Origin of the sequence: Hugenholtzia roseola DSM 9546 (assembly GCF_000422585.1) — a bacterium.
In the GTDB taxonomy this organism is placed as follows: domain Bacteria; phylum Bacteroidota; class Bacteroidia; order Cytophagales; family Bernardetiaceae; genus Hugenholtzia; species Hugenholtzia roseola.
Map to the genome: position 1 here is coordinate 1 of NZ_AUGI01000034.1, position 26,058 is coordinate 26,058.

A 26,058-nucleotide genomic window follows, 5' to 3' on the forward strand; every position below is an offset into this window, starting at 1 on the left:
GAATACGTAACCGTAACCGTTTGGCTGTATTGATTCGTCGCTGGGTCGCAAGCCGTTTGCGCACCTGCGCTAATGCCTGTAATGCTACAAGGTAGAGATTCAGTGGTAAAAGACCAGGTACCAGCCGTAACCCCTGCAAAAGGATTGCCCGAAAGGTCGGTCAGAACGCCTGTGGGGAAGGTTACAGTATAGGTAGTATTGGGGTCTAAATCGCTACTTGGGTTGATGGTAACGACGTTATTGGCAATGCTAACCTGTGGCGAATTGATAGGAATTAGAATCGTATTTGTGCCATCAGAAAGGGTGATATTTCCTGTGCCAAGCGCGATATATTCATCAAAAGTAAGGGTTAGATTTGTACCCACTGCAACGCCTGTGCTATTGTGTGTAGGTGTGAAGGCAGTTAGATTGGGCGGCGTAGGGTCTGAAAAGCAGACATTGTCTATCGCCAAACCTGTCGCCCAAGCACCGTTATCGTCATGGTGGAATTTCACCCAAATTTGCTGCCCTACATAGCTATTGAGACTAAGCGTTAGGCTCTGCCAAGCATTGTTTTGGGCGGTAGTGGTAAAATCGTGTATCGTTGTCCAATTAATGTTATCTGCACTAACCTTTACAAAAGCGGTAGAGCCGTAATCAGTAGCAGGAAAAACAAAATTAAAGCTCACCTGTGCGGCATTGTATCCTACCAAATTGATTTTAGGACTGATAAGAAAATCATTACTCATATCACAGCCAGGGTCGCCGCCGCAGAAAGTACCAGAGTCGTCATTGGAAGCCGCATATTGTGAAGAAGCAGGGATAGCGAAGAAACTGCTACCTAAATTTGTACCATACTGAAAACCTGCCGTTTTTCCGGGCGGCTGTGGGTCGTTTGTTCTTCGCCAGCACTCACCGGGATTTGGATTTTCAAAATCTTCACAATAAGGCAGGGCAAAAGAGAGGCTGCTATTGACAACCTGCACCCCTGAAACGAAATTATTAGCAGCCGTACCGTCGGCAGGGAGGCTAACCGTACTTGCAAAATTGTAGGTATTGCTTGCCGAAAGGTTCGCCGTAGCGGTAAAGGTGTAGTCAAGCGTTTGCCCAGGGCTAAGGACTGCCGCAAGCGTCAGGACTTCATTTACATTCGTAGCCGTAACCGTTTCGGTATAATTGAGGGGAATATTCGTTCCTGCTGCAATAGGCGTACAGCCCACATTTTTAATCCTGACGGTGATGGCTTCATTTGCACCCAAAGTAGCACAACCTGCAATGGGACTAAGAATTGCCACCATCTCCAAATCTGTACCCGAAGAGGCTGCCGAAGGCGTGGCACTAACGGCGGTTGCTCGCTGACTAAGCGCGTTATTGGGCGCATTGAAAGCGCGGACGGTGAACCAATACGTTGTGCCGTTGGTAAGCCCTGATACAAAGAAGTTGTTGGTAGTGGTGTTGCCTAAAAGCGTATAAGTAGCCGTTGCGGGGTTGAACTGATAGACATTGTAAGAGGTAGCTCCTGCGGCTGCGTTCCAATCTAAGACCACGCCAGCATTACAGTTGGTTGTTGCCAAGCCCGAAACACGCGGCATGATGCTAAAATTAGCCAAAGTTTGGGCGGAAAGCGTACCATTGCTCACCCGAATTAGGGCTTGCGAAGTGATGGTATTGGGAACAGTCCAAGTAAAGCGGCGCAAATTGGCAGCAACGGTGGTAGAGATATTTGTCCAAGTAATGCCGTTATCGGTAGAATACTGCAAAGTCTGATTGCCACTGATGCCTGCGCCGTCCCAAGCCAAAACAACCTGCTGATTTGGCTCAAAACTTTCACCCCCCGCAGGGAAGGTAGTTTCTAAATAAGGCATATCTACCGTCCAAGTGAGCGAAAACTCTTGATTTGCACCCGAAGGAACGGCTGTTCCGTTGATACGCAGGGTATAAGTACCTGCCGTAGGATTGTCTATCGTAACCTGCTCGATGTTGTCGCGGTTATTCACAGCGCGAACAGGCAAATTGCCCTGATTGCCGATAGTTGGGTCTAAAACCCAAGGTAGCCACGTTGTAGCTCCATTGATGACCGAGAGGTCGAGGTTATTGACCAAAGAAGGATTGGCATTGGTAGCGGCGGCAGGGTCGTTCCAGACTACCATCACGTGTAGCTTGACCGCTCCCGCAGGTACGGCAATGGTATGATTGAAGACCCCTCCTGTCGTAACATTATTGACCAAAAATCGGTTTTCTTCTATCGCCTTTACTGCTCGAAGTCCGTTTATCCTACCAAAACCATGGCGATAGTCGGGACCTGCATTGCCCAAGTCGTCGGCATTGTTACAGACCAAAGCCTTCATGAGTGAAGAAAGCGGATTTGCACCACTATTTAATTGGCGATACCGCTGTACTAATTGCGCAATCGTACCACTGACCCCTGGACAAGCCATAGAAGTACCCGTCAGCGAAACATAGTTGCTAACTCCCGTATTAGTAGAATTGACATTCGTACCCAAAGCCGAAATTTCAGGCTTTATCCTGCCATCTTGCAAAGGTCCGCGGCTGCTCGAACCTGCTAAGGCATCGGTGCGTGTAACGTTGGCTACTGTAAGGGTATTTTTGGCTGCCTTTCCTGTGGTTGTACCCCAGCCGCCTGTGCAGGAAGTACCCGAATTTCCTGCCGAAAAGACGTGTAATTGGGTAGGTACACTATTAGAGCGCAGGTCTTGTGTGCGATTATTGCCGCCATAAGGGTCGCCATAGCTTGTTCCCGAAGGACAAGTAGGACCGCCCCCATAAGAATTTGAAGTAATCACTACCCCAAAATCATTGAAGGCAGGGATAACTTGCGAGCCGAAACTACCTGCGCCATAACCGTAAAGGCTTGATTTGGTAGCCATGCCACGTGCGTAAGGGTCTACGTGTCCTGCACCGCCCACAATGCCGCCCACGTGTGCAGCGTGTTGGCTCACAGCAGAGGCTTGTACCTGTGTGAGTCTGCCTGTAAAATCAAGATGAGGACCGATACCAAAATCACCTCCTGCTTCCCAAATACCCACACTCACGCCCTCGCCTGTGAGGTTTCTGATGCCATCTTCTAAGATTGCCGAACGGTGGTTTGACTTTCCAAAGAAATTCTCTTGTTTCATCGGTTCGGGCAAACTTTCTACCCACATCACCCAAGGCTCTGCAATCAAATCTTCTACCCTCGAAAAAGGAACACGCAAGAAAATCTGTTGTATATCCATCAATTCCTCGCTCAAAATGCTTGCCCCTATGCGCGTAAAATGTGGGCGCAGGGCTGTCGTTTCAAAAGCGTCATACAAAATGACGGTAACGTCGAGGTATCCTTCCTGATTAAGCGTCCATTCGGGATAGTCTTGGTTCAAAATTCGTGCATCTGTCTTGTGGATTTTTTCCATGCCCCAAACGCCTTTGATGCCCCATTTTTGTAGCGTCGTTTGGGCTATCTGCATTTCTATTGAAGCAAAATAGGCTTTATCAGGCATGTATTGTAAAAGCCTAATGCCGTCGCTTTGCATGCCTTTTTGAGCGGCAGCACTTGGCAGGGTTTCAAATTCTACCAAAACATAATACTTGCCTTCGAAAAGATAGGGGGTGAGGTCTTTTTTCTGCCTATCATAGGATTCAATATTTTTATGATGGGCAAGTGTTTGGGATTTGAAGCGCAAAAAATCTTGGGCTTGTGCCAAATTTCCTCCTAAAAGAAAGAAAAGCAGCCACAAACCTACACCTTTCAGACCCCAAAGGCATCCGCTGCTACACGAAAGGAAACCCTTTCGAGGGCGCGAAGGCACAGAGGTAGATATTTTTTTCATCTTGTTTGTGTTAATGAGGAAGCGGAATGTAATAATTGTCGTAAGAGAGGGGTAAATGCTTGTAACCGCTTGTATTTTGCAAATAAAGCCCTTTTTTCATAAAAAAGCACGATTTTAGAGCCACAAAACAAATAAAATTCTTACACTGTGCTTTTTTGAAGAAGAACATAAAAAGCATAACCCAATAAAGGGTCGTGTTGTTTTGGCTACTTACTCAAAAAAGCCTATCTTTGAAACGTTTTTTGCGGCAGGCTGCCCATAGAAAAGCCCCTATAAAAAAAGTGGGCTTTCAAAGGGCTTGGCTTCAAACTCTTTCTTCTTTTCACTTGTTTTGTTTCTGATTCTATTTCTTCTATGAAAGATACCAACACCAAATCGCCCATTTCCGACGCACAGACAGAGGAAAAATTGCCTTTTGCCCTCGAAAAGGAAAACTATATCTTGATGATAGTGGGCGTTGTCCTGATTTTGGGCGGCTTCCTGCTAATGGCTTCCGAAAGTGCGCCACATGGCTTCGGCTTTATTGGGCTAACGCTAAGTCCGCTTGTTGTCTTTTCAGGTTTTATGCTTGAAATTTATGCGATTTTTCACAAACCAAAATCTAAATAATTGATGGGTAAGCGAACAGGAATTTGGCAATCTGCCACTGATGCAAGGGCTTTTGTGGTGCTTATCTTCCTGATAGCGGCTCTGCCCTGCCTGCTTCTTGTAGAAACGGCAGCACAAGAGTTGCCACGCCAAAGCGCATTGGCTATCACAAAGCAAAAAGTAGGGCTTACCGACATCACCCTGACCTTCGGACGACCCAACGTGCGCGGACGAAAGGGCAAAATTTGGGGCAAACTCATTCCTTACGACCAACTCTGGCGGGCAGGCGCAAACGAATGTACGACTATTGAAGCCTCGACCGACATCATCTTCGGCGGAAAAAAGCTCCCTGCGGGCAGATATTCCTTTTTTGTCGTGCCACGAAAGAAGGGGACTTGGACAGTCATTCTCAATACCGACACCCAACTTTGGGGAACAGAAGGGTATGACAATAAAAAAGATACCCTTCGCATAGAAGTAAAGCCCGAAAAGACCCATTTTATAGAAACCCTCGTTTTTTTCTTTGATGCCATCAGCACCGACGAAGCCTCCCTTATTTTGGGTTGGGAAAGCAAACGGATTGTCATACCCATTCAGGTAGATACGGTAAAATACGCACTTAAAAACATAGAAAAAGCCATCGAGGAACGCCCAGAAGATTGGCAGGTCTATGTGCGAAGTGCCGACTACCTTCGCGCCTACGACCCCGAAAAAGCCTTAGAATGGGCAAACCAAGCCATTCGCCTGCATGCCGAACATTTTTGGGCTTATTGGATTAAGGCAGAGATATTGGCTTTGAATCGCGACTATGCCGCCGCCGTAGAAAATGCCCAAAAAGCCTTATTTTGGGGTCTGAAAGAAGCAGGTGAGCAGTTTCCCTATCGCCAAAAGATAGAAAGTCAGATAGAAGTATGGGAAACTTTTTGAGCCAATTTGAATGAATTTGGGCGAATTTGAACCAAGTAGGAGTTGATTTGACTACAACCGTGTATCTTTGCACAATTTTTATGAAAAATGCCGATAGGGGCTTGAAACCCTACCGACACCTTTTAAAGAAGGTAGAATCCAACCCAAAACCTGAAATATAGCGACACATGGGAAGAGCATTTGAATATCGCAAAGCACGCAAGTTTAAGCGTTGGGACGCTATGTCGCGTACCTTTACCAAGATTGGTAGAGAAATCGCCATGGCGGTCAAAGAAGGAGGCGCAGACCCTGAAAGCAATACGCGCCTACGAACCGCTATGCAAAACGCACGCGGCGCAAATATGCCCAAAGACCGCGTAGAATCAGCCATCAAACGCGCTGTTTCACGCGAAGACGGCGATTTTGAGGAAATTGTCTATGAGGGCTACGGTCCTTTTGGCGTGCCGATTGTGGTAGAATGTACGACAAACAATGCCAATCGCACCGTCGCGATGGTACGCATGCACCTCACACGTGCAGGTGGCTCTTTGGGAAAGACTGGCTCCTTAGATTTTCTTTTTCAAAGAAAGGGCGTGTTCCAAATTGCTGCCGATAAAATTCCAAATTTAGACGAGGTAGAACTCGACCTAATAGATGCAGGCGCAAGCGACATCGAAAAAATTGAAGACGACATCTATATCTACACTGAATTTGAGCAATTTGGTGCTATGCAAAAAGCCCTTGAACGATTGGGCATCGAAACGGTAAAAGCCAACGTACAGCGCATACCCAATACCACACAAGAATTGAGTGGCGAGCAGGAAGAGGCTATCATGAACCTCATAGAAAAATTTGAAGACGAAGACGACGTACAAGCCGTTTATCACAACTTGGCGTAGTTTGGCTTAGTGGCAAAATCAAACCCCACTCGAAGCCTGTCCGCTTAGGAACTTCTCGAATGGGGTTTGTTGCTTGTGGCTGCCTTTTTTCTTTTTTTTAGCTTACTTTTCTCTTATTTTTCTCTTATTTTTGATATTATCTCAAATCGACCACTACCGTCACCCTTTGCTCGGTGTGCTGCCCCTCGCCTCGCGCAGGTATCCAGAAAGGCTGCAAAGCCACTACGCGCAAAGCCTCCTTGTCAAATGTCGCATTTCCACTACCTCCAATAATTTGAGGTTCGCTGCAAGTGCCATCAGCTAAAACGCTAAACTCTACATAGGCTTGCTCGCTGCCCTTGAAGTGCGAATAGTAGGGCGAATCTTTCAACGCCGTTGTAATAAAATGGTGGTAATTGACCCAACCGCCCTGTGGCATTGCCGAAGTTTCTATCGCCACACTACCTGCTATGGGTTCTACACAAGTAGGTCTTTGCAGGTGATAAGGCTCTGTAAAATTAAAAAACGCCGCAGCATCTCTCGAAAAATAAGCAGCGGTAAGCCCTACACTTAGAAGAAGGCTGCCTATCAATACTTTATATAAATTTCTATTTAAAAAATTTTCATACCTATCCCAAAGGTAGCCCCAATAAAAGGAGGACTTTCTATCCGTTAGTGCCAAACTAATGGCGGCACTTATCCAAAAAAAAGCAGTTGCCAGCAGGCTAAAAGCCAATAAAGTAAGGAAAAACATCTTCGCAACAAGGAAAAAAGGTGAAAAAGAAAGGCAGAGCAAAATAAATAAAAAGGAGGGAAAAACAAAGCGCGTCTTGCTTTTTTACGAAAAAAAGACAAATATGTTGCGCCAAAATGAACACCCAAAGAGCCAAACCAAAGCCATTGCACCCAAGTAAGGCAGGTTTGTTTTCAAAATCTTGATGCTGAATTTTGAGTTTTCCACAAAAAAATTGGCAGGGCAGTAAAAATTAGACACAAAAAAACGCTTGCAGGAGCAAATTCCTACAAGCGTTTGAAAAAATCGTTAGGGCTTATTCATCGCGACGGTAAAGCGTCCATTCGCCACTGCCTACTACTTCGCGCACGATAATATAGTCGTAAGAACGGTAGTAATCCACAGTATATTCTTTGCCTACGCCATCTACTACGGTATATAAAAAGCCGCCTTCGCCTGTGTCTTCTAAGTTGGTAAAGTCGGTGATGCGGAAATCGTGCCACTGGTTGTTAGCCGAAAACTGCACATTCGTAATGCGTGTATTGCCGTTATCTGCCGTTAGCATCACTGAAAAAGTGTCGCCGTCATACACATAATAGCGTTGTGCAGAAACAGAGCCTTGCAAAACGAAAAGCAAAGCGAGGGCAAAGAAAGAGGTTAGGAGAGTTTTCATTTTTTAACAGAATTGAGGGTAAAAATTAGGAATAGAGAGAAAGTAAATACAAAAATAGCAGCACAAAATATTAAAGGAGCATCTTTTTATAGCCGCAAAAAATAGAAATTTCTTTTACTATCTCAAATCTTGTGCCTTTTTTCTTTTTTTTTAGGCTTAAAGCGAAAAAAAACGTTTTTTTATTTCTCTTAGAAAAGTACAAAAAAAAGATAGTAGAAGCTCCCTAAAAATTTAGAGCGGCGCGTTTGTGAAAAGCAAAAAAAATGCTAAATTTGTCAGATACTACACAAAACACAAACTTTTGGCGTAATGAAGCGTCTTTTGCAGTGGCTACTCCTGTTTTTTTTCATTTTCGGAATCGGTGTTCCTTGTTGTTTAACAAACAAGGGCTTCCATTTTTTTCCCACTTTGCAGGCACAGGGCATAGAAGCAAAAACGCAAGAGGCTTTCAATCCTACCAAAAAACTCTCACAGTTTCCCATAGAATATTGGACGAGCGAAAAAGGACTCCCCATTGGCACACTCCTGCACCTGACCCAAACGCGCGAAGGCTATATCTGGATTTGTAGTTATGATGGGCTTATTCGTTTCGATGGCATGTACTTCGAGCTTTTCAATAAGAGCAATCAGGCTGCCTTTCTGACCAATAATATCGTCCGTTTGGCACACGACCCCTTTTTCGTCGCGCAAGAAGAACGCCTTTGGATAGGCACACAGGGTAGCGGTCTGATAAAATACGAAAAAGGCGTTTTTACGCGTTTAGGACTCGAAGCGCAATACATCGAGAGCCTCTGCCAAACTCACCCCGATAGCCTTTGGATAGGCACAAGAAGCAGCGGCTTATTTCTTTACCATCTGCCAAGCCAAAATTTTCAACGCTTTCGCCCCGATATTTTTCCCGACCACCAAACCATTTACGACCTCTTACACGCCAAAGACGGCAGCCTTTGGATAGGCTTACAAAATAATGGCGTGTGGCGAAAAGCCGCCCAAGAACTTACCAAAGTAGAAAGCAAGCAACCCGAATCGCCCCACATTCGTCCCATTCGCCTCTACCAAGATACACAGGGGCAAATGTGGGTAGGCACACAAAAGGGCGTTTTTAAGTGGAATCAGAGCCAACAACAATGGGAAGGGCTTTTTCCACAGCTTCAAAATGAGCGTATTCACGACCTACTGCACGATAAAGTAGGCAACCTTTGGATTGTAACCAGAGCGCGTATCTTGCGCCACAATCAACTTAGCGACAGCCTTGAAGTGCTGACGACAGAATTGGGCGACGACTTTGACGACGTGCGCAATATCTATCTCGACAACGAAAAAAACCTATGGATTCCCACCTCGCGGCATGGACTTGCCTGTCTGCGCGATAGCCCCTTTTGGAACTTTACAAAAAGAGAAGGCATTGCACACAAAGCCGTCTATTCGGTAGCGGAAGCACCCCAAAAAAAGGTCTTGGTAGGCACAAGCAACGGCTTTTTACATCTGATAGACCCCGAAAAAAATAGCATCTCTGAAATTAAGCTCAAAACTCCTATCAAAGGAAACGAAATCTTCAACCTCCGCTACGATAAAAGTGGCAGACTTTGGGTCGCGACTTATATTGGTCTGATTGTGAAAAATCCCGATGGCAGCGAAAAACTCTACACTGAAAGTACAGGCTTGCCTACAAACCTCATTCGCTTTGTCTATGAAGACCAAAAAGGACAGATTTGGCTCGGCACACGCGGCAAGGGCTTAATTCTCTGCAAACCCAAAGCAGGGCAGGAGTGGTCTTTCGAAACCAAAACCGAAATCGCAAAAGCCCAACTCGACTTTGTCATGGCAATCACCGAAGACAAGCAAGGGCGGCTACTGATTGCCTCCAATAATGGCGGCTGGGGGCGTTATGATGCCACAAGCGGCAATTTGGAAATCTTCGATACCGATAAAGGCATGCCTGCCAATCTGGTCTTCAATTTTCACATCGACACACAGGGAATCATTTGGATTGCTACCAATGCAGGTTTGGTACGGTATGATGGCACAAAATTTTTCACCTACACGCATTTTGAAGGCTTGTTGCACGAAAGCCTTTTTGATGTGATAGAAGACTCCTTAGGCAATTTCTGGTTTCCTACCAATAACGGCATCTTACGCGCCTCACGCGAAGACTTGGAAGCCGTAGCGAAGGGCGAAAAAGCACGTGTTTTCTGGAAAAAATACGACAAGCAAGACGGCATGGCATCTGAACAGTGCAGGGGCGCGACCAAATCGCTACTCACCTCTTGGGGCGAAGTCTGGATTCCGACCCATGGCGGAGCTTTGGCTTTCAATCCGCTTGCCATGCAACCCAATATCTATCAGCCACCCCTTTATATCCGCCGCATAGACATAGGAAAGGAGCAGACCCTTTCGCCTGAACAAATCACGCTGCAAGCCGAAGGACAGCGCATTTTAATAGACTTCACCGCGCTTAGTTTTCGCGCACCCGAAAAGATGCGTTTCCGCTATCGCCTTGTCGGTTTCGAAAAGGAATGGGTAGAAACTACGTCCGAGCAAAGACAAGCCGTTTATACCAATCTACCGCCCAATCGCTATACCTTCGAGGTCATGGCTTCGAATAGTGAAGGTTTTTGGAATGATGAAAAAGTAACGTTGCCGATTGTGGTAGAGCCGCAATTTTATCAGACATGGTGGTTTGCCCTTTGCGTTGTGGGAGCTTTGGGGCTGCTACTTTGGCAAATTTGGCTATGGCGCATCAGAAAAATTAAGGCGCGTGCAGTAGAGCTTGAAGAAATTGTTTTGGAGCGAACCACCGAACTGCGCACCATCAACGAGGAAATAGAAGCCCAAAAAGCCGTCTTAGACGAGCGAAATCAGGTCATTGAAAAGCAAAACGAAAACATCATCAGCAGCATCAACTACGCCAAACGCATACAAGATGCCATGCTACCCACTGAATCGCGCTTTCAGGAATTGCTCCCCAAAAGTTTTGTCTTTTTCCGTCCGCGCGACATCGTAAGTGGTGATTTTTATTGGATTGGCGAAAAAGAAGACAAGGTAATTTTGGTTGCTGCCGACTGCACAGGACATGGCGTACCCGGTGCTTTTATGTCTTTAATAGGAAATGATATGCTCAATAAAATCATTTTAGACCAACACCAAACCGAGCCAGCCCTCATTTTAAATCAATTACACAAGGAAGTCAATGCCATTTTAAAGCAAAACCAAACCGACAACCGCGACGGCATGGACATTGCCATCTGCGTTTGGGACAAACAAGCAGGACAACTTCATTTTGCAGGTGCGCAAAACCCCCTTATTTATGTAGAGCAGGGGCAAATTCACGAAATCAAAGGCGACCTATACCCCATAGGAGGCGGACAGGGCTTTCGCAAAAAAGAAAGCGAATCTTTTTCCTACCAGCAGCATACAATTTCGGTGCAAAAACCCCTCATGCTTTATCTCTTTTCTGATGGCTATCAAGACCAATTTGGAGGCAAAAACGACAAAAAATTTATGAAACGCAACCTAAGAAACCTTTTGCACCAAATACACGCCCTACCCGTAGCAGAACAAGCGTTAATCATTGCCCAGACCTTTGATAAGTGGAAAGGTTTTAACCCACAAATAGATGATGTTTTAGTGGTAGGGGTGCGCCTCGAAGCACCTACGGCATAAAAGCTAACATTTTTAGAAAATAGCCACCTGACATAGAGAAAAGATAGAAAAGATAAGAAAGAAAGCAAACCTTATTTTCCTTCTTCAAATGCAGCAATGTTAAGTTCTGTGAAAATTCTTGTTCTTTCGAATTAGAAATGAAATTTGAACTTAAACCCTAAGGGTCTTGAAGACCCTTAGGGTTTGGGGCATAGGACAAGGCAATGCCTTGTCCCTACATTTGACTCTGATTTTTAGAATTTAACATTACTGCCTTCAAGTGGCTTAGAAGCATTTATGATAAGCACTTCTATTTTATGCTTCGCTCTTGTAGTGTTTAGGATTTTGTTTTTGCAAAAAAGCAATCGCCTGCTGCATATCCTGACCCAAAAAACGGTCTTGCTCTAAAAAGGGAACTTCTGCCCTTAGTGCCGCCACTAATTTTTCCAAAACAGGGGCAGTCTGTTGGGGTCTTCTCAAATCTAAGGCTTGGGCTGCCGCCAAAAGTTCAATCGCCAAGACCTTTTCTACATTGCGCACCACTTGATAGGCTTTTGTAGCGGCATTTGCCCCCATGCTCACATGGTCTTCTTGCCCATTTGAAGAAACAATGCTATCTATGGAGGCAGGCGTACAAAGTTGCTTGTTCTGACTCACGACAGAGGCTGCACTATACTGTGCAATCATAAAACCAGAATGTAAGCCTGAATTTTGTACCAAAAAAGGCGGCAATCCGCGCTGCCCCGAAATGAGCAAATACAAACGCCTTTCAGAAATGTTGGCGATTTCGGCAAGGGCAATGGCTAAGAAGTCGAGGTGAATGGCTAAGGTCTGCCCATGAAAATTGCCGCCCGAAAGGATTTTGTCGTGGTCGGGAAAAATATTAGGATTATCCGTAACGGCGTTGATTTCGGTCGTGATAACGCGCCCAATGGCGGCGAGGGCATCTTTGCTTGCCCCATGCACCTGCGGAATACAGCGGAAAGAGTAGGGGTCTTGTACGGCTTTTTTTTCCTGCCCTGCTATGGGGCTTTGCGCCAAATAGTGGCGAATGATTTGCGCCGTTTCTATCTGCCCTTTGTGGGGTCGGATATGATGCGTAAGGGCATCAAAGGGTTCTAAGCGGCAATCAAAGGCATCGAGGGAAAGAGCCGAGATAAGGTCTGCCCATTGTAAAAGGCGTTTGGAATAAGCCACTAACCAAACCATGTAAGCACTCATAAATTGCGTGCCATTGATAAGCGCAAGCCCTTCTTTTGCACCAAAGGCGAGGGGCTGCCAGCCTTTTTCTGCCAAAACGGTTTCGGTATCCACGATTTGATTTTGATACCAGACCTTGCCTTCACCCAACAGTGGCAGGGCTAAATGCGCCAGCGGTGCTAAGTCGCCCGAAGCCCCCAAAGAGCCTTGTTCATACACGAGCGGCAAGATGTCGTGGTTGTAAAAATCTACCAACCTTTGCACCGTAGCGAGCTGTACGCCCGAATAGCCGTAAGAAAGGGAGCGTATTTTTAGAAAAAGCATCAATTTGACAATCTCTTTCGGAATGGGATTGCCCAAACCGCAGGCATGGGAGCGCACCAAATTTGCCTGCAAATCGGCTAATTTTTCATTTTCAATTTCGGTATTGCATAAAGAGCCAAAACCTGTATTGATGCCATAAATGGGCGTAGGGCTATTTTTGATTTTTTGGTCTAAAAAATGGCGGCTTTTCAGAATATTCTGACGGGCTTTGGCACTTATTTTCAAGGGCTTACCGCTTTCTAAAAAGCGAATCAGTTTGCCAAGTGGCAGCGGAGCAAGGGCATCGAGCATAGGAATAGTAGGGTGCTAAGTGTGTTTGAGAATGGGAAAGAGGTTGTTTTTTTCACAAAACTACACAAAAATAGAAGATAGAAGTTGGCTTCTGCCCTGCCCCAGTCTTATTACTGCCTTATTCTTGTCTTGTTCTTGTCTTGTTTAAAAACTTCTCAAAGGGCGATTTAAGACCTATCTGGCAGCGAAAATATGAGATTTTCTGTCCAAAGTTGCAGTAAGGCTAAGTTCTTCGAAAAACCTTATTTTGTCAAATTAGAAGCGAAATAAAATTTGGGCTTAAACCCTAAGGGTCTTCAAGACCCTTAGGGTTTGGGGCATAGGGCAAGTAAATGCCTTGTCCCTACATTTGAACCTAATTTTTGGAATTTAACATCACTGCCCAAAGTTGTTCCAATTTGCGTTGCCAAAAAAATGCTTGTCCCTCTTTTTTTGGCTTCAAAAGGCGAATCCCACTTACGGCATTGGTTAGGAAAACTTCTTCGGCTGCTTCAAAAGTTTGTAGGGTGCATTTTTTTTCAGAAAAGGCGATATTTTCTTTTTTGGCTTGCCCTATCAAAAAGGCACGCAGAACGCCTGCAATGCAGCCCTCTGAAAGCGGCGGCGTATGTAAAATACCCTTTTCCACCCAAAAGATATTAGCAGAAGAGGCTTCGGCAATGCGCCCTGCACGATTGAGCAACAAAACTTCTTCTACGCCTTTTTCTTTTTTGTATAAAGCCGCCTGCACATAAGGCTGCGCATTGGCAATACTTTTGAGAGAAGACCAATAAAAAGCATCTTTTTTTGAATAAGTTGGCAAAGGGTATGCCTCGTAAAAGTCATAACTTTGGAGGGCAGGCAGGTAGGAAAAATACTGTGCCGCCTGCGGATTTTCTATCGGTATCGCTTCTATAAAAAAAGAAAAATCGGCTTCTATGGGCGTATAAAGCCCCCCACCTTTTCGGAAAATACTAAGCCTTACGCGCCAAGCAGGAGGCAGCGGTGCAGAGTCAGGTAGTAGCGCATTTGCCGCCGCTAAGGTCTTGCTCACTTCTTTTGTCCAATCAATTTGGGTATGCCAACGCAATTTTAGCCTTTCTGCGCCTTGCTGCAAACGCCGCAAATGTCCCTCCCAAAGTAGCATCTTGCCACCTTGCCAACGGATACTTTCAAAAAGCCCATCACCATAGCGAAAGGCGCGGTTATTAAATTGATTTACCAAAAGCGAAATAAGGCGCGGACTTAATTTGAAACTTGAAAAGACTTCGCCATCGAAATTGTAAAGCATAGCAATCGGAAAGACAGTGAGGAATATGACCCTATCAGACAACACAACCATTCGGGCATAACCATTCAGGCATAACCATTCAAGCATAATCCTTCAGGCATAATCAGGATAAGCACAAAAGAAGCGAACGAAAAACGCTCTTTTTTCGTTTTATAGGCAGGCAGGAATAAATCTTGCACTCACCAAAAACCCTTTTTCGCCTTCTCCTTTTCATACTTCTTTCTTTTGGGTAGGAAAAAGGTAAAGAAAAAAATACCATTTCTTCTTATTCACTTTTTCTAAAAAGGCTACCTTTGAAGGTGAAAAAAGGCAAATCGCTACTTTAAAACATTCAATCACTATCAAAGCTGCCCAAACGAATAGCGGGTGTGCTTTCAAACTAAAACACAATAAACTTATGGATAAGCAAAAAATGGAGCAAGTCATGAAGCGTGCAGCACGCTATTTTTCACTTAGCAAAAAAGACTACATCTATGCCTCTTTTAGTGGCGAACTGTATTTGCCCGAACAGAGGCAAGCAGCCATTGAAACGCATGGCGAAGAAAAAATATTTGCCATCGCGCGTACCGAAGTATTAGACTACATAGAGGACGCACTTTATTTTTAGCAGCCAAAAGAAAAACCACGACCCAAATCGTGGTTTTTTTCTTTTTAGAAATTTCAAACCATGCACAACTATTCGAAGCGTTTGATTTCGCCAGATTTGATGCGTCGGAAATAGTCTTTCAAATCGCGTGCAACTTCGGGCGAAAGGATAAACAAGCCCAAGATATTGGGAAATGCCATGCCCAGAATCATCATATCTGAAAAATCGATAACTGCACCTAATTGTATAGACGAGCCTATCACGACAAAAACCAAGAAAAGAGCCTTGTAGAAAAGGCTTGCAATTTTGCTCTGCCCGAAAAGATACGCCCACGCTTTTTCGCCGTAGTAAGACCACGAAATCATGGTAGAGAAAGCAAAAAGCACAATGACAAAGGTCAGGATAGTAGGAAACCAAGGGATAGATTCGCCAAAGGCTTTCGAGGTAAGGAGCGTGCCAGTGAGTCCGTCCTGATTGGCATATTCGCCTGTAATGATGATGACTAAGGCAGTCATGGTACAAACCACGACGGTATCGATAAAGGGTTCTAAAAGCGCGACAATGCCTTCGCTCACAGGTTCGTTGGTCTTCGCTGCCGAGTGTGCAATAGAAGCCGAGCCTACCCCTGCCTCATTAGAAAAGGCTGCTCTTCGAAAACCCTGCACCAGAACGCCAATCGCCCCCCCCATTGCCGCATCTGCGTCAAAGGCTTTGGTCAGGATTAGCATAATGGCATCTCCTACGGCGGTGATATTGATAAGAATGATAACCAAAGCAGCCGCCAAATAAATGCCACACATAAAAGGCACTATCTTATCCGTAACCTTGGCAATGCTTTTGATACCCCCAATAATCACGACGGCAACCATAGCGGCAAAGAAAATTCCGAAAATAAAGCCACGTCCTTCTAAAAAGGGAAGCTGCCCCGCCAACTGTTGGAAGGCTTGGTTGGCTTGAAACATATTACCACCCCCGAAAGAACCGCCTACGCAAAGAATGGCAAACACGACGGCTAAGACTTTGCCCAAATGACCCAATTTGTATTTATTGAGGGCTTGACTTAGGTAGTACATCGGTCCTCCAAAGACCGTTCCCTCGCTATTGATAATGCGATATTTCACCCCCAAGGTACATTCTACAAATTTGGAAGTCATGCCCAGAAGCCCTGCCACAATCATCCACAAGGTAGCACCCGGACCGCCTACCGTAATTGCCACTGCCACGCCTGCAATGTTGCCCAAACCTACCGTACCCGAAAGTGCAGCCGTAAGAGCCTGAAAATGAGAAACTTCGCCTGCATCTTTGTTTGGGTCATCATATTTGCCACGTATCAAATCAAAGGCGTGTTTGATGCCAAAGACATTGATAAAACCCATACGGAGGGTAAAAAAAGTAGCCCCTAAGACAAGCCAAATAACCACAAAGGGAATGTTCATCGTTTGGGGCGTACCGTTGGGATTGAGAAGCGGCTGCGGACTGCTGTATTGGATACTCGCCAACACGCCATTATTGAGCCTGACGACATCAGAGGCATTGGCAGCCTTCATATTGACATCATAGACTACAGTATTTTCGGGCAGGTGAATTTTGAGAATCCCCTCGCCTTTGGCGCGTAATTCGCGCGTTTCTTTGTTGCTATAAATCAATGCGATAGGCTGCTCATGGCTTACTTTTGCACCATCTTGAACAAGCCATTTTTCTATTTTGATTTGGGAAATAGTAGCATCTATAAAAAAAGGAGCTTTCAAGGGAGCTTCCTCTACCTTAATTTCAGGGTCATAAAGGCTAAGGGCAGCGAAGGGGTCCCAAAAAAGTACCATCGCCATCGCATCTACGGCAGGCGCAAAGACGGCGTTGATGTGTTCTACAATAGATTCGGGTGCGACTACGCCCTGCGCTTCCCCACTTTTGCCTGTGGCATCAGTAACCACAACTTTGAAGGTTGTGCCTTCGGTAAGTCCTTTGCAGGTATCTGCCTGCAAGGGCATAGCGGCATTGCTCCATTGATAGCGATAGGGAGGCGTGCCACCGCTGATGCGTGCTACTGCCTGCCCGTCGTTGATGCCTTCACTCGGATTGAGCGTTTCTACTTCTATGCTCATATTTTGCGCCCCTACGGAAAAAGGCAGCCCTAAAAGCAAAAAAAGCAAAAAAGTAAGGGTTCGTTTTGTGTTGCGTATTGTTTTCATGAACGCTAAGATAAGATTATTTTTTGGGTATTCGCAAATATAAGGCTGCAAATCTATCAAATTTCTTTTGAAATTCTATGTAGGTAAAATTTTATTTGGCGAAAAGCCGCTTTCGGTCTTTTTTGTATTTTTTTCAAAAAAAAGAGGCAGAAAATTTGCACAATCAAAAAAAAGCCCCTACCTTTGCATCACAATTTTGAAAGACACAGAAACAACGGTTTCTACAAAACTTTAAAGCGCGTTTGAAAACGATTTAAAGCGTCTTTCTAAATGAAGTCAAAAAATACGGTTTGGTAGTTCAGTTGGTTAGAATGCATGCCTGTCACGCATGAGGTCGCGGGTTCGAGTCCCGTCCAGACCGCTTTTATAGCGAAAAATTAGAAAAAGACAGAAAAAAGTTTTGAAACTTTTTTGAAGTCTTGGGAACAAAATACAAGTTAAGAAGGTTTTACCTTCAAAAGAAACAAAGACTATTTTTTTAAAAGAAAAAAATGCTTTGTGAAGTGAAAACAAAAATACGGTCTGGTAGTTCAGTTGGTTAGAATGCATGCCTGTCACGCATGAGGTCGCGGGTTCGAGTCCCGTCCAGACCGCTTTGTAATTCATACAAAAAGTTGTGATAACTAAAATCTTAATTAAAACCTTGTTGTGCTTACAGCAAGGTTTTTTGTTTCGATTTATTTTCAAAGTGGGAAAGCAATTTAGAGATAAAAAAGATTTTCAGACCCAAAAAAGGGTTCAATCCAAATTTTATTTCGCGTCTAATTCGGGGATACCCGTTTTTTGGTAGCACTTAACCTGACAACATTTTCCCCCTAAAACGGCTTTCTTTTTTACAAATGCAGAGCCGCATTTTTTTTGATAGCTCCCTTTTGTAATAAAAACTGCATTTAAGAAACTGATAAGGAGAATATAGAAAAGCGATAACCTTTGCAAAGGCGAGCGCAGTGTTCGCCCCAAATCGCTTTACGCTTCGAAGTTAGTATATCGGGAAACGCACTTTCCTACCCAAAATCGCTTCGTTTATTTTCTTCCACTTATACCTCTTCCTTTTCAATTCTTATGCAACAGAACGTTTCTATCGGAAAAAGAATATGGAACTTTATCGTAACCAGTTTTGCTGCCGCCTTTGGGGTGGCGATATTCTTGGTCGTATCGTTCTTTTTGCTGCTCGTTAGCACCCTCTTTTCGTCAGGTGGCTCGCAGCCCGAAATCAAATCTAATTCTATATTAAAACTTTCTCTTACGCAGCCTATCAGTGAGCGCACGCCCGACAATCCACTTGAAGCCTTTGGGATTCCTGCCGATAAGCTCAATCTGCCTATGGGCTTGTGGGAAATACGCAAAACGATTCGTGCCGCCGCTAAGGACGACAACATCAAGGGCATTTATCTCGACTTGGGCGCAGTAACGCAGGGCGGTTGGTCGTCTTTGAATGAATTGCGATTGGAATTGAAAGCCTTTAAAGAAAGTGGCAAATTTATTATGGCGTATGGCGAAACGATTTCGGAAAAAGGCTACTATGTGGCTGCCTTAGCCGACGAAATTTACCTCAATCCGCAGGGCTTTTTCGAGTTCAACGGTTTGAGCAGTGAAGTTCCCTTTTTTGCAGGCACATTCGAAAAATTAGGCATCAGGGCGCAAGTTTTTAAAGTGGGAACGTTCAAATCTGCCGTAGAGCCTTTCATACTCGATAAGATGAGCGAACCCAATCGCGCACAGGTTACCTCCTATCTCAATTCTTTACACGACCACTTTCTCAAAAGCATTGCAGCCGATAGAGGGCTTGATTTTAATACCCTCAAAACGCTTTCTGATAGCATGACGGTGCGACGCGCAGAAGATGCCCTTACGCATAAATTGGTTACCAACGTTTGGTATTACGACCAAGTGGAGGCACAGTTGCGCCAAAAATTAGGCATAGAAGACGAAACCGAAAAGTTGAACTTTGTGAGCCTATCGCGCTATGCTGCCAGCGTAGAGGCGGAAGAAAACGAAAGCGAAAATAAAATCGCAGTCATTATCGGCGAGGGCGAAATTGTGTCGGGCAAAGGCAGCGACGACCAAATTGGCTCTGATGTCATTGCGGCACAAATTAGAAAGGCGCGTTTAGATGAAAATGTAAAAGCGATAGTCTTGCGCATCAATTCGCCGGGAGGCAGTGCCTTAGCCTCTGATGTGATGTGGCGCGAAGTGCAGTTAGCCAAAGAGAAGAAGCCCATTATTGCGTCTATGTCTGATGTGGCGGCTTCGGGCGGCTACTACATGGCAATGGGTTGCAATCGCATCTTTGCCAACGAAAACACCATCACAGGCTCGATAGGGATTTTTGGCTTGCTCTTCGAAACCGAAGACTTTTTCAAAGACAAATTAGGCGTTACCTTTGATAGGGTCAATACGGGCGAACTTTCTGCTTTGGGCATGCCTACCAAAAATTTTAGCCAAGCCGAAAAAGACTTTTTCCAAGAGCTTGTCAATGAAGGCTACGAAAACTTTACTTCCAAAGCCGCACAAGGGCGCAAGATGCCACTCGATTCGCTCAAAAACTATGCAGAAGGGCGCGTCTGGACAGGGCAAGAAGCCATCAAGCGCAACTTAGTAGATGAGTTTGGCGGTTTAGATGCAGCCATCGCCTATGCTGCCAAAGAAGCCAAAGTAGAAGACTACAAAACGGTACTTTATCCTGAAAAGAAAGATTTTCTGACCCAACTTTTAGAACAAGGCAGTGGCGAAATAAAAGCCAATCTGAAAGAGGAAATCATCAAAGAGGAGGTAGGCGAAAGTTATCAGTACCTACAAATGCTCAAAAAAGTATTCACTTGGGAAGGCATACAAGCACGTGCGCCCATTGATGCCAAAAACATCAACTAAGCCCTAAAATAAAACCAACTCAAAAAGCCGCGCCTTTCCCAAAAAGAAGGGCGCGGTGATTTTAAGGGCTAAAAAATTACAATTTTTGTGGTTACAATTTTGGCAGGGACAAGGCAAGGCTTTGTCCTTTTTTTTGAAGCCTTACCTTTGACTTCTTACATAAAAAGGCGTTTTGCCGTCCAGACCAGCAAGGCAAAAAGAAACATCAGGATAGAAATGCGATTGATGCCATGCATCATCTTGATATTGAAATTTTTAGAGTTCTGCTTTCCGAAAACGCGAAAAAGATAGCTAAAAACAGGCATCAGCGTAAAATATTCGCGCACAGAATTTCCCCTGCGGCGGTAGACTTGTTCTTCGGAGTTGTCGAGTTTGGAATCCATAGGAAGAGGAGATGAATGGCAATAGAAAATAAAAAGAAATCGCTAAACTTTGCAAACTGCATCTATTATCAGAACCTAATGGGGCGAAATTTGTTCGCAAAATCTTTATCTACGTCTGAAAAGCCCTAAGCGTTTTGAAGATGCGCTTAGGGTTTGCATAGGGTTTAAATAGGCTTTAAACGATTAAAAAAAGCAAAAACAAGCCGATAAGCCGAGTTCTGTACCTTTTGCAAGGCTCTTATCATTTATCTACGCCTTTTTTCACAAAAAGGCTGTATCGACCTACCCGCCAACTCAGGCGAGCGACCTTTTTTGCCCCGAAGGACAAGCGTTGGCTTATTTGGTCTTTCAGCGCGTAAGGTTTTCCCTGCCCTTTTGTTTGCACAAAAGGCGGTGCGCTCTTACCGCACCTTTTCACCCTTACCTACTCAAAGTAGGCGGTATCTTTTCTGCGGCACTTTCTGTCAATTTGGGTACAAATTGCCCTCCCGTTAGGAGGTACGCTGCTCTGTGCTGCTCGGACTTTCCTCTCCCTTTTCAAAAAAGGCAGCGATAAGATGGCTTGTTTTTGCTTTTCAAAAGGCTTAGTTGGGATAGAATTTTTCTCTGATTTTTTCTATCTTTTCCGTAGTTTCAGGGTCGGTGGTAGGTTGTGCGTCTTTGGGTTGTAATTGGTTGGGTGCGCCGCCGATTACCCCATAGATGCGCGTATCGTCGAGGTTTTTGCCTTTGTTGGGCGCGGGCTGATTGTGTTCGCCGCAGGCAGCAAGGCTAAGAAGGAGTGCCAAAGAGCCTATCCAAGAAGCGATAGTTTTCATTGCGTTGAAGGGTTGAGTATAAATGGAAAAGTCGTATTATCTCGGTTGTTTTGAGGCTCAAAGATACAAAAAGTTTGGAAAAGGGCATCTTAAAATGTGAAGGCAGGCGGTTTTTGGTTGGAAAAATGCGTATCTTGCCCTTTCATTGTTTTCCAAATCCTTCTTTGAGCTTTTTGATACCTTCTTGACATGAGAAAGACCCCATATTACACTTGCTTTGGGCTATTGCTTTGTTTGTTTTTGATGCCGACAAAACATAGCCTCTTTGCACAAAACAACACCACCTCTTTGGAGCGTCATAAAAAGCCCCACAACGAACAATCCAAATTTGCCCAATTAGAACCTATCCTACCTACGCCTAACGTCTATCGCACAGGTTCGGGTGCGCCAGGGCATCAATATTGGCAGCAAAAGGCAGACTACAAGATGTCTTTGGTCTTAGATGATGAAAAGCAGTGGCTTTATGGCAAAGAAACCATCACCTACACCAATAATTCGCCCGATGTGCTAACCTACCTTTGGGTACAATTAGACCAAAACCTTTTCAAACCCGAATCGGACACCTACAAAACGCAAACAGGCGATTTTGGCGATAGAATAGACCTTTGGAACTTGCAATATCTAACAGGCGACTACCAATATGATGGCGGCTTCAATATCAAAAGCGTAACCGATACCGAAGGAAAGCCCCTCAATCATACCATCAACAAGACCATGATGCGCATAGAGTTGGAAAAACCCCTGCGCAAAGGCGATTCTTATAGCTTTAAAATAGAATGGGATTATCACATCAACGACCAACTCAAAGTAGGCGGCAGAAGTGGTTATGAATTTTTCCCCGAAGACGGCAATTATTTGTACGAAATGGCGCAATTCTTCCCTCGCATGGCAGTTTATGATGACGTAAATGGTTGGCAGAACAAGCAATTTTTGGGGCGCGGCGAATTTGCCCTCCCTTTCGGCGACTATGAAGTGGAAATTACTGCCCCTGCCGACCATGTCGTAGGCGCAACAGGGGTACTACAAAACCCTGACGAGGTACTTTCCCAAACCCAACGCAAAAGACTTGACGAAGCCCAAACTGCAAACCGTCCTGTGCTTATCGTGAGTGAAGCCGAAGCCCGACAAGCCGAAAAAGGGCGCAACAAAAACACCAAAACATGGAAATTTAAAGCCGAAAATGTCCGCGACTACGGTTGGGCGAGTTCGCGCAAATTCGTCTGGGACGCAATGGGCGTAAAAGTAGGCGACAAGACCGTCATGGCGATGTCCTACTATCCAAAAGAAGGCAATCCGCTTTGGGGGCAATATTCCACCGAAGCCGTTGCGCATACCTTAGAAGTGTATTCCAAATATACCATCGAGTATCCCTACCCTGTCGCGATTTCAGTGCATGGTCCCGTTTGGGGCATGGAATACCCCATGATTTGCTTCAACGGCGGCAGACCCGAACCCGACGGCACGTATTCCGACCGCATCAAATACGCCATGATTTCGGTCATCATTCACGAAGTAGGGCATAACTTCTTTCCTATGATTGTCAATTCAGACGAAAGACAATGGACATGGATGGACGAAGGACTCAATACCTTCCTGCAATACCTTGCCGAACAGGAATGGGAACGCAACTATCCCTCGCGTAGGGGTGCGCCTTCTCAAATTGTGGAGTATATGAAAGGCGAAAAAGCAGGTATGAATCCCATCATGACCAATTCGGAGTCTATTTTACAATTTGGCAACAATGCCTACGGAAAACCTGCCACTGCCCTCAATATCTTGCGCGAAACCATCATGGGGCGCGAGCTTTTTGACTATGCCTTCAAAGAATACGCCAAGAGATGGGCTTTCAAACACCCCATGCCTGCCGATTTCTTCCGCACAATGGAAGATGCCTCTGCCGTAGATTTAGACTGGTTTTGGCATGGCTGGTTTTATACCAACGACTGTGTAGATATTGCCATTACGCAGGTAGAACAATTTGAACACAAACCCAACGACGGCGACTACATTGCCCTGAAAAACTACCAAGACTTTACCGACATCTCCGACCAGCGCAATCTTAACACTATCCCCCAAACGCGCATCGAGCGCAAGCCCGAATTGCGCGACTTTTACAACCAAAACCCCGAATTTGTCGGCAATCGCGCCGAGCGCAATCTCAAAGCCGACCCCAACTTTTTGGGCAAACTTTCGAGCGAAGAAAAAGCCTTCTTCGAGCGCAATAAGCACTTCTATCAGGTTACTTTCGAAAATTATGGCGGTTTGGTGATGCCGCTTTTGGTGCAATTTGAGTATGAAGATGGTACAAAGGAATTGCAACACATTCCTGCCGAAGTGTGGCGATACAATAACGAAAAAGTGGTGAAGGTCTTTGCTACAAAAAAGCCTGTCCGTCAGATTGTCTTAGACCCCCATCAGCAGACTGCCGATATAGAAATGGAAAACAACTTTTTCCCACGCAAGGAAATTCCGACCCGCTTCCAACTCTATAAACGCAATATGAACAACACCAATCCGATGCAGCAGCAGAAGAAGAAAAACTAAAAATGCGCCCTAAAATCAAAAAAGAAAACCCTAAGTGTCTTGAAGATACTTAGGGTTTTTCTTTATTTTACTAATTCATCAAGGGTCAAGACCGCAACAGGGTGATAGTTGGGGCGTGCCTTCTTATAGATTTGCTTTGCCAAAGGCTGCGTACTTTGCTTTTCCATCAACATTTTATAGATGGGTACGATAAATTTTCGCCTTCCTACCTGCATCAAAAAACTTTCCATCTGCACATAAGCAGGCTTGTACTCATTTTTAGCGACCATAGCAAGCCAGACGGCTAAGATTTCGCTATTGCCCATTTTGGTAAAACCAAAAGTAGCGTCAAGCGACTTCATTTGCGCCTCTGAAAGGCTTTGGGGGAGGTTGCGTAGGAAAAAGACCCACTGTTGGAAACGCCACTTTTCAGTTTCATATTGGCTTTGTAGGGCTTGTGGCTCACTTCCCTTTTCAAAGGCTTGGGCAGCATCGAGGGCAGTTTGGTAGCTTTTCGAGCTAATTTGGGGGATATTTTCGGGTATGCCTGCCTGATAAATCCATTTTTCGGCTTCGATGGCGGCTTTGGCTTCGGGGTATTGTGCAAGCAGGCGCGTTTCGAGGTAGAAAACGAAGGTCTTGGTATCGATGGTCTTGAAGGCAAAAGTTTTGAAGTATTCGCTCAAAAATTCGTCGAAGCCTTCCCTGCCCACTACTTCTTCACAGCGTTTGAGAAAAAAGAAGCCCTTATCGTAAGCAATGGCACTTACGCCGTCGTCGGGGTTGCGTCCTTTTAGGTCTAATTTGAGCTTGGTATCCTCGCTTTTGCCCTCTTTTTCGTATTCCTCTACGGTTTCTTTGAGGTCTAAATAGCTAATGAGAGCCAACATATCGGCGTATTCTTTGCCATAAACTGCCTCCATGATGCGGTTTTCGAAATAAACGGTAAAGCCTTCATTGAGCCAAAAATCGTCCCAAGTGTGTGTCGTAACCAAATTGCCTGACCACGAATGGGCGAGTTCATGGGCTACTAAGGCGGTCAGGGAGCGGTCGCCTGCCAAAATTGTAGGTGTAGCGAAGGTCAGGCGCGGATTTTCCATGCCGCCAAAGGGGAAACTGGGGGGCAAGACTATCAAATCGTACCGCTCCCAAGCATACGTGCCGTAGAGTTTTTCGGCGGCTTCGAGCATTTGTTCCATCTCTGCAAACTCATAGACTGCCGCTTTTAGGGTAGCAGGTTCGGCATAGACCCCTGTGCGATTGCCTACCTTTTCGAAGACGATGTCGCCTACACTTAAAGCCATCAAATAGGCAGGAATGGGCTGTTTCATCTCGAAGGTATAAACGCCTTCGCTATTTTTTTCGGTGGGATTGGTCGCGCTCATCACTGCCAAGAGTTGCTTTGGCACGCTGACCTTAGCCGTATAGGTAAAGCGAATACCGGGGCTATCCTGAATTGGAATCCAAGTACGCGCCAAAATTGCCTGCGATTGTGTAAAGAGAAAAGGCTCTTTTTTGCCCTGCGTCTGTTGGGGTTCGAGCCATTGTAACGCCTCTGCCTTAGATGAGCTGCGGTAACGGATATGCACTTCGGCGGCAGGGTCTTGAAAGGTTACGCGCAAGGGTGCGCCTAAGATGTCGTCTTTTTCACCTATCACATATTGCAACGCATTGCCATTTTTATCAGTAACGGCTTCGATGGTCAAATCTTTGGTATCGAAAATAATTTCTTTTTCGCCTGCCGCCGCCTCGATTTGATAAGCCGCCACACCTGCAATGGTTTTGGTTTCGAAATCAACGCTAACATCGAGGGCTAATTGGGTCAGGCGTGCCTTTTGTGGTTGGGCAAAAGAATGAACGTCGATGCTTTCTATGGGTGGAATCTCTGGAAATTGCATAGCGGTTTGGGTAGAATCTGCGTTTTTTTGTTGGGAATTGTCCGAAGCATTTTGGCATTGGCTTAGGAAACAAAGACTTCCGAGCAGCGTTGTGCCAAAGAGCAAACGGGTCAGAAGGGAGGGGAGGGTAGTCATAAGCAAGAGTTTTAGGGTTGAAACAAAACGCCTTTCAAGCAGCCAAGCGACCTGCAAAAGACCTTTTAGACCCAAAATAACCCAAAATAAATCGAAAGCCAAAATTCAGGAAAAGCAAAACGCTTTCAAAGCAGTTTAAAAAAGTTTATTTTTTATATTACTTAATATAATATTTTTTAACCTTTTTGAATAAAAACACGTAACTACTACCTATCAGGTCAATAAATTTTGAGTAGCACATAGAAACATTTGGTAGTATGCACAAAACTTTCTATCTTCGTAACGCAAGTGGGAATGTTTTAGCCATAATTTGGTCGTCGGTGGGAACACTAACAACGGTGTGG

At 45.1% G+C, this 26,058-nt stretch carries 16 protein-coding genes, 2 tRNA genes and 1 other RNA gene; 9 read left to right on the forward strand and 10 right to left on the reverse strand.

Translation table 11 applies throughout. The annotated features are described in order from the left end of the window. A partial coding sequence (locus G500_RS0102075; protein ID WP_027001388.1) for a S8 family serine peptidase occupies positions 1-3,806 on the reverse strand: 3,806 nt, incomplete at its 3' end. Positions 3,807-4,160: 354 nt separating this feature from the next. On the opposite strand from G500_RS0102075, the gene G500_RS0102090 reads away from it, so the two are divergent. The 3 genes from G500_RS0102090 to G500_RS0102100 all read left to right on the forward strand — a co-directional run bounded on the left by G500_RS0102090 (position 4,161) and on the right by G500_RS0102100 (position 6,199). Further along, the gene (locus tag G500_RS0102090; protein WP_051203222.1) at positions 4,161-4,415 is read left to right on the forward strand and encodes a DUF3098 domain-containing protein; all 255 of its coding nucleotides are present in this window, start codon (positions 4,161-4,163) and stop codon (positions 4,413-4,415) included. A gap of 3 nt (positions 4,416-4,418) precedes the next feature. Next, positions 4,419-5,321 carry a DUF2911 domain-containing protein gene (locus G500_RS22010; protein WP_051203223.1) on the forward strand — a complete coding sequence of 301 codons (903 nt, stop codon included), beginning with the start codon at positions 4,419-4,421 and terminating at the stop codon, positions 5,319-5,321. 167 nt (positions 5,322-5,488) lie between these two features. Next, entirely contained in the window at positions 5,489-6,199 is a 711-nt protein-coding gene (locus G500_RS0102100) for a YebC/PmpR family DNA-binding transcriptional regulator (RefSeq protein WP_027001390.1), read from the forward strand. A gap of 136 nt (positions 6,200-6,335) precedes the next feature. On the opposite strand, the gene G500_RS0102105 is transcribed toward G500_RS0102100, so the two are convergent. After that, positions 6,336-6,932, reverse strand: coding sequence for an energy transducer TonB (locus G500_RS0102105; RefSeq protein ID WP_086047779.1), 597 nt, complete (start codon positions 6,930-6,932; stop codon positions 6,336-6,338). Between the two features lie 295 nt (positions 6,933-7,227). Next, complete coding sequence (locus tag G500_RS0102115) at positions 7,228-7,584, reverse strand: hypothetical protein (protein WP_027001393.1); 357 nt, start codon at positions 7,582-7,584, stop codon at positions 7,228-7,230. Between the two features lie 309 nt (positions 7,585-7,893). Here G500_RS0102115 and G500_RS0102125 point away from each other — a divergent pair, with 309 nt between their 5' ends. After that, on the forward strand, positions 7,894-11,247 hold the full coding sequence (locus G500_RS0102125; RefSeq protein WP_027001394.1) for a two-component regulator propeller domain-containing protein: 3,354 nt from the start codon (positions 7,894-7,896) through the stop codon (positions 11,245-11,247). 294 nt (positions 11,248-11,541) lie between these two features. Here G500_RS0102125 and hutH read toward each other — a convergent pair whose 3' ends face one another. Together hutH and G500_RS0102135 are read right to left on the reverse strand one after the other, a co-directional pair. Next, entirely contained in the window at positions 11,542-13,041 is a 1,500-nt protein-coding gene (gene hutH, locus G500_RS0102130; RefSeq protein ID WP_035756053.1) for a histidine ammonia-lyase, read from the reverse strand. 355 nt (positions 13,042-13,396) lie between these two features. Continuing rightward, positions 13,397-14,398, reverse strand: coding sequence for an aminotransferase class IV (locus G500_RS0102135; RefSeq protein ID WP_086047780.1), 1,002 nt, complete (start codon positions 14,396-14,398; stop codon positions 13,397-13,399). A 310-nt stretch (positions 14,399-14,708) separates the two neighbouring features. Between G500_RS0102135 and G500_RS0102145 the strand changes: the two genes are divergently transcribed. Next, positions 14,709-14,918, forward strand: coding sequence for a hypothetical protein (locus tag G500_RS0102145; RefSeq protein ID WP_035756055.1), 210 nt, complete (start codon positions 14,709-14,711; stop codon positions 14,916-14,918). Between the two features lie 68 nt (positions 14,919-14,986). Here G500_RS0102145 and G500_RS0102150 read toward each other — a convergent pair whose 3' ends face one another. After that, positions 14,987-17,086 carry an amino acid carrier protein gene (locus tag G500_RS0102150; RefSeq protein WP_035756090.1) on the reverse strand — a complete coding sequence of 700 codons (2,100 nt, stop codon included), beginning with the start codon at positions 17,084-17,086 and terminating at the stop codon, positions 14,987-14,989. Between the two features lie 287 nt (positions 17,087-17,373). Between G500_RS0102150 and G500_RS0102160 the strand changes: the two genes are divergently transcribed. From G500_RS0102160 to sppA, 3 genes are all read left to right on the forward strand, one after another. After that, positions 17,374-17,447: transfer RNA gene (locus G500_RS0102160), tRNA-Asp, on the forward strand. Between the two features lie 158 nt (positions 17,448-17,605). Beyond that, a tRNA-Asp gene (locus tag G500_RS0102165) sits at positions 17,606-17,679 on the forward strand. A gap of 469 nt (positions 17,680-18,148) precedes the next feature. Then, positions 18,149-19,957 (forward strand): signal peptide peptidase SppA, encoded by a 1,809-nt coding sequence (gene sppA / locus G500_RS0102180; RefSeq protein ID WP_086047787.1) that lies wholly within the window; start codon positions 18,149-18,151, stop codon positions 19,955-19,957. A 155-nt stretch (positions 19,958-20,112) separates the two neighbouring features. Here the strand turns inward: sppA and G500_RS22015 are convergent, their stop codons facing one another. The 3 genes from G500_RS22015 to G500_RS0102195 all read right to left on the reverse strand — a co-directional run bounded on the left by G500_RS22015 (position 20,113) and on the right by G500_RS0102195 (position 21,158). Then, on the reverse strand, positions 20,113-20,340 hold the full coding sequence (locus G500_RS22015; RefSeq protein ID WP_035756057.1) for a DUF6728 family protein: 228 nt from the start codon (positions 20,338-20,340) through the stop codon (positions 20,113-20,115). A 191-nt stretch (positions 20,341-20,531) separates the two neighbouring features. Further along, positions 20,532-20,909, reverse strand: an RNA gene (gene rnpB, locus G500_RS24730) — RNase P RNA component class A. Between the two features lie 15 nt (positions 20,910-20,924). After that, a complete protein-coding gene (locus G500_RS0102195; RefSeq protein ID WP_027001402.1) occupies positions 20,925-21,158 on the reverse strand; it encodes a hypothetical protein in 234 nt (77 codons plus the stop codon). 243 nt (positions 21,159-21,401) lie between these two features. Here G500_RS0102195 and G500_RS0102205 point away from each other — a divergent pair, with 243 nt between their 5' ends. Continuing rightward, positions 21,402-23,702, forward strand: a complete 2,301-nt coding sequence (locus G500_RS0102205; RefSeq protein WP_027001403.1) for a M1 family metallopeptidase — start codon at positions 21,402-21,404, stop codon at positions 23,700-23,702. 62 nt (positions 23,703-23,764) lie between these two features. Here G500_RS0102205 and G500_RS22020 read toward each other — a convergent pair whose 3' ends face one another. Continuing rightward, positions 23,765-25,714: a M1 family metallopeptidase gene (locus G500_RS22020; protein ID WP_035756093.1), complete on the reverse strand. Its 1,950-nt coding sequence runs from the start codon at positions 25,712-25,714 to the stop codon at positions 23,765-23,767. Between the last annotated feature and the right edge of the window lie 344 nt (positions 25,715-26,058).